Source organism: Lujinxingia sediminis, assembly GCF_004005565.1.
In the GTDB taxonomy this organism is placed as follows: domain Bacteria; phylum Myxococcota_A; class Bradymonadia; order Bradymonadales; family Bradymonadaceae; genus Lujinxingia; species Lujinxingia sediminis.
Genome location: NZ_SADD01000015.1, coordinates 103,363 through 114,034, shown reverse-complemented (window position 1 = coordinate 114,034; position 10,672 = coordinate 103,363). Strand labels below are relative to the sequence as shown.

Sequence of the window (10,672 nt, the reverse complement as noted above, 5' to 3'; positions counted from 1 at the left end):
GTTCTCGTTCTCGTTCTCGTTCTCGTTCTCGTTCTCGTTCTCGTTCTCGTTCTCGTTCTCGTTCTCGTTCTCGTTCTCGTTCTCGTTCTCGTTCTCGTTCTCGTTCTCGTTCTCGTTCTCGTTCTCGGACTCGGGCTCGGACTCGGGCTCGGACTCGTTCTCGGGCTCGTTTTCCGGCCTGGGTTCGGAAGTCGATTCGGGGGCGCCGTTGCCTTTGCCCTCGGGGGACTCGGCGTCCTTTTCGGTGAGGTAGGTGTCGAGATCGGGGTCGGTGTCGACCTGTTTGGAGCGAGCGTCTGCGTACGGGGTGTCGGTGGTGTTGCCCTCCTCCAGGGAGGTGTGGGCGGTGCTGGGATCGATCATCGGGGCGGGCGTGGGCTCGTCGTCGTCAAAGGCGGAGCCGGCCGCGAGGACACCGGGGGCGCGACGTTTCTTAAGGGTGTATTGGGTAGAGACGATGGTGTTGTCGGCGCTATGACGCTGGACTGCAGGTAGTGATTCTTCGTCGGTTTTGTCTTTGTTTTCAATGGCTTGCGGGGCTTCGTTTTCGTCGCTTTGCGGCCCGTAGAGAGGCTCGGGCTCGGACATCTCGTCGAGGTTGACCTCGGGGGCGAAGTCCGGGTTGGCGAAGGCGTCGTCAGGTGCGTCGCTGCTCTCGGAGGAGAGGACACCGGTGTCTTCGGATGCGTTGTCTTCGAGCGCGCCGGTATGTTCCAGGTCGGCGTCTTCGAGGGGGTCTTCGGATGCGTTGTCTTCGAGCGCGCCGGTAGTTTCCAGGTCGGCGTCTTCGAGGGGGGCTCCGGCCGCTTCGTCTTCGCGAGCGTCGGTAGTTTCCAGAGCGGCGTCTTCGCTGGCCTGGCGGGCTTCTTCGCGAGCGCGTTTGATCTCGTCAGGGATGCGGATTCTGGCCGTCTCCCGCTCGCTGCGATCGGTGGTGTGGGGAGCGGTGGGTGTACGCTCCCCGCCGACGCCGGGCAGAGTGCCTTCGGGCTCGTCGTCGAAGAGGCCGAAGGCATCGTCATCTTCGGTGTCGCGATAGGCGTTATCGTCGCCAAAGAGGTCGTCGTCGCTTAAGGGGTCGCCGGTGGGGTCGGGGGCAAAAGCGTCAGCGCCGGAGGCGTTAGGCAGAGGCTCATCGGCCGCCAGTGCCTGGGCCGGCGAGGCGCTGGGGGTGGGGATGCGCTGGCGTCCGACCGGGGGCTTGCGGGCGAGCAGATCGGCGACGTAGAGCTCGCCAGTGGCATCGCTGGCGGGAATGTCGCGATCGTCGAGAGGTTCGGGCGGGAGTTCTTCGGAGGGGAGCTCGTCGGCGGGCGCGTCAAACTCGGCGGTGGGCACCGGTTCGCTGGCCTGGGCGGCCTCCATGGCTTCTTTTTGTTGGGCGAGGTGCCGGGCTTCGGCCTCGCGCCGCCGTCGTTCTTGATCTTCGAGCTCGCGAAGTCCCTCGGCCTGGGCCTCGTCGGCCTCATCGTTGGAGAGGGGAGCGTTGAGTGCGGTCGCCGGGAGCTCTTCGGTGTTGGGGCGCTCGTCGTCGTCATCCCAGTGGAACTTCCAGTGACCGCCGCCGGAGCTCTGACGCGTTTCGTTGCCCTCGTCGGCCTGACGGGGGAGCTCTTCGGTGTCGATCTCGTCGCCGGCGGCGGCCATGGCCCGCTCTATATCGCCGACGGCCGGTTTGCTGATGCGGTCGGTGGAGTCGGAGAATTCCTCCTCGGTGCTATGGGAGGGATCGTCGGCCGGGGCGACCACGCGACCCGAGGGAGTGCGCAGCCAGTCGTCGAGATTCGAGGGGGAAGGGTCGGCGGGTGCGGGTTGGCCAGCAGCCGGAATCACTTCGTGGAGAATGTCTTCGTCGACGAGCTTTAAGATGATTTGCAGAGTGGTGACATCGTCGAGCGGGCTGTCATCGATGACATCGCGCATGCGGCGGTAGCCGTCGAAGAGACGTACCAGGCGCTCGACCTCAGCGGGGAGCAGGGAGAGCATCGCCGGCAAACGCTGGTAATCAGCCTCATAAACCCGCTCCAGCGGCGGCATCGTGCCCATCAACTCGCCGAAGAGATCGACGCGCTTGAGCCCTTCGAGCAAAAGCTCGGAGGCGTCTTTTTCGATATGGTCGGTGCGCTGGTCGGTGTCGTGGTAGCGCACCACGAAGTCACCTTCGGGCCAGAGCATGATGCGGTAGATGGCGTGTTCGCCCTGGAGTTTTCCGCAGACCGCGTCGAGGAGGTTGCCCTTGCGGAAAAAGACCGCCGCCAGGCGCGAGCCGCGGCGGATGCGCACCGAGCCCGAGCGCTGCTCCTGCTCAATGAGCTGGAGCAGGTCGATCATGGTGATGTCGCGCAGGTTGCCCTGCATCTCGTCGCGCTCCGCGCCGCTGAGCTGCTCTTTGGCTCGGCGCTGAATCAGAAGCTCGGCGCGGGTGGTGATCTCTTTGATGTAGACCGGCTTGGTCAGATAGTCGTCGGCGCCCAGCTCAAAGGAGCGCATCTTCTCGGTGATGGAGCGCTCTTCGGTCAGAAAGATAAAGGGGATCTGCTCGGTCTCGGGCGTGATCTTTAAGTCAGCGCAGAATTCCAGGCCGTCGCCGTCAGGAAGCGTCGTCTCGCTGATGATCAGCGCGGGGGGCTCGGCCTCGATGAGCTCGTGGGCGCGGGCAATGGCGTCGCTCAGGACGACGCGATAGCCGGCCTTCTTGAAGCTGACCTCCAGGACCTTCTGGGACTTGGTGTCCGCATCGACAATGAGGATGGTATCGTTCGCCACGCGAACTCCTTGACCGTGCGCTGAGGAGAGGGTCTGAATGCGCCGAAGAGGAGACAGACCGCAGTCGTAAAAGATCGAGATTTAGGGCTGCCGGGAAGCTCAGAAAATGTCACGGCTGCGCGGGAATCTTAGACTCTGCGCGGCTGCCACACAAGGCTGCCCGGCTGGCCCGCCGGTGAGCTTAAGCCGGGTGGTGGACCTGGTTGGAAGCGAAGTGGTGGACCGGCTCAACGAAGTTCTGCTCGGCGTCGTAGAACTCGACGCTGACGTGATTGTGGGGGTTGGCCGGATCGACAAAGACATCGAACTCGGTGCCGGCGTGGTCATGAAGTCGGCTCATGCGCTCAAGAACTTTAGTATTCTGGAAATAGGGGTTGGCGTTGGTGATGGCCAGAGTGATCTTTTTTTCGAAGGGCTGCCCGCGGTGTTCAAAGGTGTAGTTGAGGTAGTAGCAGACCTGGGTGCCCTCGCCATAAGGTTCACGGGTGATGCCGGTGAATGTGGCTTTGAGGTTGAGCCAGTTCGCCGGAGGGGGCTGCCAGGCGTCGCGAATGTAGCGGGTAGCGAGAATACCCAGGGGCACCAGCAGCCCGACGATGCTCACGGCCATCGCCACGATGATGGGGAGTTCCAGGTTGGTGATCAGCTCACGGAGCACGAGAATAGCGCCGACAAAGCCCGCCCCCAGGATCACAAAACCAATCAATCCGGCCAGAAATGTCACCGCGGTGCCGGTGGCGTTGACGAGAGCTTTCTCGCGCTCGCGTTGGCGGCGGGCGATGTCGCGCTCAAGCCGGTCGATATGAATGAGCGTCTGGGCGCTTTTGAGCTGCTTGAGATCCTGGAGAAGATTTCCGGCCGAGGGGTAGCGCTCGTCGATGCGTGGAGCGCAGAGTCTGCGTAGGACGCGCTTGAGGTCGGTGGAGACGCCGTTGAGCTCCTCGATCATGGCCGCGGCGTCTTCGCCGTGCAGATCGGAAGGGGTGCGCCGGGTCAAACACTCCAATGAGGTGATGCCCAGCGCGTAGAGGTCGCTTGCGGGGAGCGCGCGGCCCATCAGCTGCTCGGGGGGCATGTAGCCAAAGGTTCCGATGATGGTGGAGCCGCCACCCATGGTCAGGCGCACCACCTCGCGCACCGCGCCGAAGTCGACCAGGGTCGGGGTCTTGCCCTCATCGCACATGATGATGTTGGCCGGCTTTAAGTCGCGGTGGACCACCGCCGGCTCCTGAGTGTGGAGGTAGTCGAGGATCTCGGCCAGGGCGATCATCAGATCCAGGAGGCGCTCCTCATCAAAGCGGACGTCGCTGTCGAGAAGCGCGCGCAGATCGCCCCCGCCGGCATACGCCTGCACGATGTAGTAGCAGACGGCGTCGCCCTCCCCCTCACAAAACGCGTCGATGTAGGCGGGCACCCGCGGGTGGTCGAGCTGCTGGAGGATGCGGGCCTCGCGCTCAAAGAGCTCAAAATCTTTGAGGGTGGCCAGGCGAGAGGGGTAGAGCGCTTTGAGCGCAACCTGCTGGCCGCTTTCGTGGTCGGTGGCCAGGTAGGTGCGGCCCATCGAGCCTTCGCCCAGGATCTCGCTGCAGTGGTAGCGACCGTCTTTGAGAGTGAGCATCGCGCGCAACTCCGCCGTTGGCAGGGGTGTGGAGGAGGCGCGATTGTAGGGGGAGCGTGTGGCCCGGGGCAAGAACCAAAGGAGGCCTCGAACGCCGCGAACCCCCGCGGCGTGTCAGCCTCGCAAGAATGCGGCCAGGGGGCGAAGATCGTCGATGTTCTCCGAGACCGATTTGAGCGTGGCCACAATCGGGATCGCCAGGAGCAGCCCCGGGGCTCCCCAGATCCAGCCCCAGAAGATTGCCGAGAGCAGCACCGCAAGGCTGTTGAGTTTGAGATGTCGGCCGATGGTAAAGGGGGTGACCAGGTTGCCCTCAAGTCCGGTGATGCTGCCGTAAATGAGCACGCACCAGAACACATCGGTGAGGTCACCAAACTGCATGTAGGCCACCGTGGCCGGGAAGACCGTGCCGATGATCGGGCCGACGTAGGGGATGAAGTTGAAAAGGCCGGCGAAGATGCCCAGCAAGAAGGCGAAATCCAGCCCGTAGATGTAGAGGGAGACGCCGGTGATGATGGCCACGCAGGTGTTGGTGGCGAAGCGGTTAAAGAGGTAGCGCTGTACGTCTTCGTTGACGTTGCGCAGGATCACGTCGATGGCGTGGCGGCTGCGCGGGCCGTTTCCGGCTGCTTCCAGCACCCGCTGGCGCATGCCCGGGCCCTGGGCCAGCACGAAGACGAGCACGAAGATGCACATCAGGGCCTGGGCCATAAAGCCCAGAAAACCGGTGATGCCGCCGGCGATAAAGGAGGAGGTTGTGCCCCAGAAGTCGCCGCTGCCCTGGTCGAGGAAGACCTGAACGCGCTCGGCGGTGTCGAGGCGATCGTCATCGCCGAGGGGGGCGGCGGTGGGGGAGATGGCCTCGTCTTCTCGGCGCAGGGGCTCCAGCGCGCTCTCCACGCGCAGCTGCAACTCGGTGATGTTGCCGCGCAGCTCGGTGAGGTTGTCGACCAGGCGATCCTGGTAGTTAGGCACCTCCAGCGCCAGACGTCGAACCTGGTCGCCGATGAAGGTGCCCACCACTCCGGTCAGCCCCACTGCCAGCACGACGATGATTAAGGCGGCCGCCCCGCGCGGCAAAAAGAGGCGCGTTCCCGGCAGGCGCACCCGCATCAGCGCGTTAACAAAGGGGGCGAGCACGTAGCTCAGGAAGAAGGCAAGGACGACCGGGATGAGGATGGTTTTGGCAAAGCTCAAGACCGCGATGGTGGCGGCCAGAGCGATGAGCACCAGCGCGATGCGCATCACGTGCACGTCGTGAAGCGCGGCGAAGGTGCCCGTGCGCAGCTCGTCGGAGCTGGCGGAGGCGTCGGGCGTGCCCGCGCTCGAATCACGGGGCTCGGTCTGGGGAGATTCGGGGGTCATGGCCAGGGGATGCGCCGAGAGAGGACGCAAAAAAGAGGATAAGACAAGGGGCGGCAACATGCCTGCCCCCAGGGCACGCTAGCATAGCCGGGGCGAAGGCGAAGTAAATACGCGCTCAGATCAGAAAATCACAGGGGAGTTTTCAGGCGGTGCGCATCTCCATGGGCTGCGAGAGCAACCAGAGGGCTGCCACGCTGAGCAAGAGCGCGAAGATCGCCACCGGGATCAGCGCCTTGATGGCCTGACGGCGGTTGCCGAACATGCGGTGCGTGGCGCGATTGACCAGCCAGAGCGTGGCCAGGTTGCCCAGGAGCACCAGCGTGAGCTGGGCACCCCAGAGCCACTCCAGGGGAACGACCATCGAGAGCGGGCTGCGCGCGGTGCCAAAAAGATCCCAGCCCCAGCCGAAGGGATCGCTGATAAGTCGCAGAAGTTTGCTGCCCTCGTAGAAGAAGTGCAGCGCATTGTGGGCCAGGTGGTAGGCCAGCGCCACAGGAAGCAGGGGGTAGGCATACGCGATGAAGAAGTCGCGCAGGCGGTAGAAGACGTTGCCGCTGGCCCATTTGGAGAGCTGGCATACTCCCAGGTAGAGCAACGTGGAGGCTCCGAAGAAGCCTGCCATGCCCAGGGTGAACGTGGTCAGGTAGCCCGGGTCTACTCCCAGCGTGGCTTCGAGCCAGTCGCGCAGCGGCGGGACGGTCTGGCGGGTCCAGACAGGGATCATCGCCAGGCCATGGAAGATCGTGACCAGGAAGATCGCCAGCAGCAGCCATGCTTCATCGAGGCGTTTGCGGTGCGGGCCTAAGAGGTCGGCAATGGGCGCGCGCACGTTGATGCCGATGTTGTCATGAGGGCAGGTTTTCAGGCACTCGGTGCACATGGTGCAGTAGCTGTTCTCATTCATCGCCCCCATAAATTCGCCGGTCGGGCAGGGCAGGCCGCGCTCGTTGCCGTGAAAGCAATCTTTGGTCTGGCAGGATTTGCAGATCTGGGCGTCGCGCCGGCGGATCTCCAGCATGCCGGTGGTGCCGTAGGCGCCGGTGACGCGCCCCACCGGGCAGACGTAACGGCAGAAGCCCTTGCGCTCGAAGATAAAGAGGGAGGCCGCCGCCATCGCCACCATCGCCAGCCCCATGATCGAGGTCAGCGCCGGGCGGTAGGGGGCCTCGTAGGCCAGCTCCAGCCAGGTCAGCGCCATGAACATGAGGATGGCCGGGTAGAGGTTGCGAAGCGCTTTCGGCCAGGTGCGCTCCAGGCCGATGGCGCGGTCGCGGCCCGGGAGTTTTGCGCTCAGCCGCTTAATCCAGTCCGGCACCGCCATCCAGGGGCAGACCGTGCACCAGATCTCGCCGGCAAAAAACGCAAAGAAGATCAGGCCCATCCACCAGATGTTCCAGGTGAGCACCGGCGCGATGTTGCGGGAGGGATCCTGGGAGCCGATGAGCCCGGCGACAATCACCAGGATGAAGAGCGCGACGACCGGCAGCTGCACCAGAGGTTGGAAGCCTCGCCAGGTCACAAAGGCCTTAAAGAAGGCCAGTCGCGTGAGCTCAAAGCGGGGGTAATCCCAGCGTTTGGAGGTCTTTTGCATGTTGCGCGTGGGTTTGCCCAGCGCGAGCAAGAGCGCAAAGGAGAGGGCGATGAGCAGGGCACAGCCCAGATAAAAGATCCAGTTGGGGACGCCGGGCATCAGCGCGCGCTCGGGGCGCTCGGCGATGACCTCGGCCTCGCTCATCAGCGCCTCACTGTCGAAAAATCCCCCCTCATCCAGCTCGCCGAACATGGCCTCATCACCCGGGGCGACGCGCCGCACGCGGTGGGGAACCACATCCATGCCGCAGATCGGGCAGCTGGTGAACTCCTCAAAACGAAGATCGTTGCACTCCATCGGGCAGATCCACTCCAGGACCTCCGCGGAGGCTCCGCCCTGCGGATCGGCAGGCGCATGCTCGCTGTGATCGTGGGCGGCATGCTCGTTGCTGGCGTGCGCCTGATCGGCGCCCTGGGCCCACGACGCCAGGGGAAAGACGCCCACGATCAGGGTGATGAGAAAAAGGCTGGCGAGCCGCAACAATGGGAGACGCATGGAAGGGACCTACGGCATACGGCTTGGGAGCGGTGGTGCTTGACGTCGAGTGCTGCGCTTGGAAAAGAGGGAAAGAGGTGCGTTGGATTCCCGGCGCGATCGCTATCAGGAGAAGTCGATGTCTGCACTCGAGATCCGCGACTATGTCGCCCGCGCCCGTCGCGAACCTACCACAGAGAACATCGAGGCGCTCTGGCGCGCGGTGTTTTTGCTCAAGGGTTGGTACTTTTTGCCCACCGAACGCCAGGACGGCCCATCAACGCCGATGGTAACCCTGCTGGAGGGGGAGCCCTGGCTTGTGGCCTTTACCAACGTGCGGCGTATCAAGGAGTTCAGCCGCCAGGTCGGGCGCGCCGCCCCCGATGGCTCGGTGCAATTATTGGTCCTCGACCCGCGCGAGTCGATGGAGCGAATCGTCGCAGTTCAGGAGCAGATCGTGGGCGTGGTCTTTAACATCGGCAGCGAAGAGACCTTTCGGGCGCCGGTGGCCGCCATCAAAGCCTACGCGGCCCGGATGGGGCTTGATGATCTGGAGTGAGGCCGGGGGGAGCGCGGTGCGACGCGATGCCGCACCGCGCGTTTGACGCGTCGGATCAGATGGAGATGTCGTGATGCAGTGCGGCCCTGAAGGGGGCCAGCTCGGCTTCAGCGGCAGGCTCACGGGCGCCGAAGTGGCTCCAAACCTCTTCGGTCTTCTGGCGGGTGCCGTTGCTGAGTTTGAGGCCCATCATGTCGATTTTTGTGCCTTCGAACTGGGTGCTGGAGCGGGTGATTTTGACCTCCAGATGTTCGGCGGGTTTGCCGACGATGTTGAAGAGCTCGGCCAGGGTGGTTGAGCCCTCGTTGAGGGCGCGGGCCAGATCGTCCGGGGTGCGGTCGAGGGCTTTTGCGAGCTCGGGCAGATCGTGAAGCGTGACCTTGAGGTGAAGCTCATGTTCGGGGCCGGCCAGATCGCCGGTGAGCTTGAGGTCCACCTCCAGGGTCTGGGGGGTGATGTTGTGGAACTCCACCGCCATCGTGGCCTCGGCGGAGAGGCCAGCCTTGAGCCCCACCTGCCCGCCGGTCTGGGAGGCGAAGATTTCGGCGAGTGTGCCGGAGACGGCGTCGGGTGCATTCTGGGAGAGGGAGGCGAAGACCTCGGGGGGAAGTTGGAAAAGATCTTTGCCCAGGGAGAGCTCCGGCTTGATGCCCATCTCGAAGCGGTGGATGGAGGTGTCGTTATCGCGGCGGTGCTCATGTGCGACGGTGGTGGTGGAGCCGATGTCGATGCCCAGGGGGAGGGTGAGGAGGGAGGCGGAGCCGGAGATGGAGGTGGCTAACTCCTGGCGAGTGGCGACGTAGTGATCTTTAAAGACATTGGCGAGGGTGTCGGGATCGACCGAGAAGAAGGCGGCGGTGGTGGACATGCGCGCGCGGTTGAGCTGGGCGGGCTCGCGGGTGTCGAAGCGCAGGGTGGCGCTGTCGGTGCGTTTGAGTCCAACGTCAAGCGAGGCGCCCTGGCCCTGCACGCTTTTGCCTAAAACCAGCGCTCCGGCGTCGGCGTCTTTGAAGGTGATCTCGATGAAGTTGGGGTTTTTGGCGTCGCGGGTGATCTCGATGGTGCGAGACGAGCTGACGCTGGCCCCGAAGCCGATGGAGAGCTTGGCGAGGAGCTCACCGCTGATCTCGCGGGTTTCGCCGGGCCGAATATCATCGAGCATCGCGTTGAAGTTTTCTTTCGAGGGGAGCGCTTTGGCGGCTTTAAGAAGGGCCTCTGCGGCGTCGGGCGCCACTTCGAGCGCATCGAGGACGACGCTGGCTGCGAAGGCTACGCGAGAGTCGCCGACGATGAGCTTTGCGGCGATCTGCGCAAGGCTGTCGTCGCTGAGGTTGACAGGGCCGGTGGCCCAGTCGTGGGCGGCTTCAAGGTGCCCGAGGGCGTCTTCGTAGGCCTCGCGCTCTTTGACGATGGTTTCGCCAACGCCGGTGACGATGCCGACGACGGCGTTACTCACCGCGTCGCCGGCCATCGAGGCGACCCCGACGATGGCGGAGTCGACGACGCGGTTGACCAGCTCGTAGGACTTGTAGGCCGCCACCGCGTCTTGCACGCCCTCTTTGATGCCTTCTTTGATGGCGGTTTTGGCCTCGGTGATCTCCTGATCGATCTTTTGGTCGATGGCGTCGGAGATGGCGTCGTGGGCCTGGCCGAGGGTTTTGGCGGCGTCGTTAATGTTAGTTTGGACTTCTTTGAGGTTGGTTTTGGCCTCATCGACCTTGTCGTCGAAGCGCTGCTCGACGGTGGTGGCGAAGGTGCTGAGGGCGTCTTTGCCCAGACTGCGGGCGGCGTCGACGGTGGCCTGGGCCTGGTCGATGGAGCTTTCGATGGCCTGCACGAAGAGCTCGGGGTTCTCGGCCAGGGTTTGCGCGGTCTTCTCGAGGGTCTCGGGATCGAGGTTTTCGGTGACGCGGGTGACGGTCTCTTCGACGGCCTGGCGAGCCTTGCTGATGGCCTCGGTGGTGGAGGGGGAGGGCTCAAAGAAGTCGACCACGGGCGCAAAAGCCTCACGGGTCAACGAGCCCGGGTCGCCCAGGGCATTGCGGGCGCGCTCCAGGCCGCCGGTGGCGGCGCTTTTAGCGCGCTCGAAGAGGGAGGGTTTTGAGGGCTCCTCCCAGGCGTCGGTCTGCGGAGATGTTTCGCTCACCGATGATGCGCCCGAAGCGCCGGCGCTTTGCGCTGGCGAGGAGGTGCAGGTGGGGGGAAGCGGGCCGACAAACTCCTCGTCGGTGGGAAGGGGGGCGGGGGCGTTGGAGCCGTCGATACGGGTCATGGGTTCTCCGGGAGGGCTGGGACGAGG

At 64.1% G+C, this 10,672-nt stretch carries 6 protein-coding genes; 1 reads left to right on the top strand and 5 read right to left on the bottom strand.

The window, feature by feature from the left end; genetic code table 11:
- The 4 genes from EA187_RS18350 to EA187_RS18335 form a co-directional block, all read right to left on the bottom strand.
- A partial coding sequence (locus tag EA187_RS18350) for a response regulator (protein WP_127781206.1) occupies window positions 1-2,766 on the bottom strand: 2,766 nt, incomplete at its 3' end.
- 181 nt (window positions 2,767-2,947) lie between these two features.
- Window positions 2,948-4,384, bottom strand: coding sequence for a serine/threonine protein kinase (locus EA187_RS18345; protein ID WP_127781205.1), 1,437 nt, complete (start codon window positions 4,382-4,384; stop codon window positions 2,948-2,950).
- A 114-nt stretch (window positions 4,385-4,498) separates the two neighbouring features.
- Window positions 4,499-5,809 carry an AI-2E family transporter gene (locus tag EA187_RS18340; protein ID WP_127781204.1) on the bottom strand — a complete coding sequence of 437 codons (1,311 nt, stop codon included), beginning with the start codon at window positions 5,807-5,809 and terminating at the stop codon, window positions 4,499-4,501.
- A gap of 82 nt (window positions 5,810-5,891) precedes the next feature.
- Entirely contained in the window at window positions 5,892-7,835 is a 1,944-nt protein-coding gene (locus EA187_RS18335) for a 4Fe-4S binding protein (protein WP_127781203.1), read from the bottom strand.
- Window positions 7,836-7,953: 118 nt separating this feature from the next.
- Between EA187_RS18335 and EA187_RS18330 the strand changes: the two genes are divergently transcribed.
- A complete protein-coding gene (locus tag EA187_RS18330; RefSeq protein WP_115607357.1) occupies window positions 7,954-8,373 on the top strand; it encodes an SseB family protein in 420 nt (139 codons plus the stop codon).
- A 55-nt stretch (window positions 8,374-8,428) separates the two neighbouring features.
- Here EA187_RS18330 and EA187_RS18325 read toward each other — a convergent pair whose 3' ends face one another.
- A complete protein-coding gene (locus tag EA187_RS18325) occupies window positions 8,429-10,645 on the bottom strand; it encodes a hypothetical protein (RefSeq protein WP_127781202.1) in 2,217 nt (738 codons plus the stop codon).
- Window positions 10,646-10,672 lie beyond the last annotated feature (27 nt).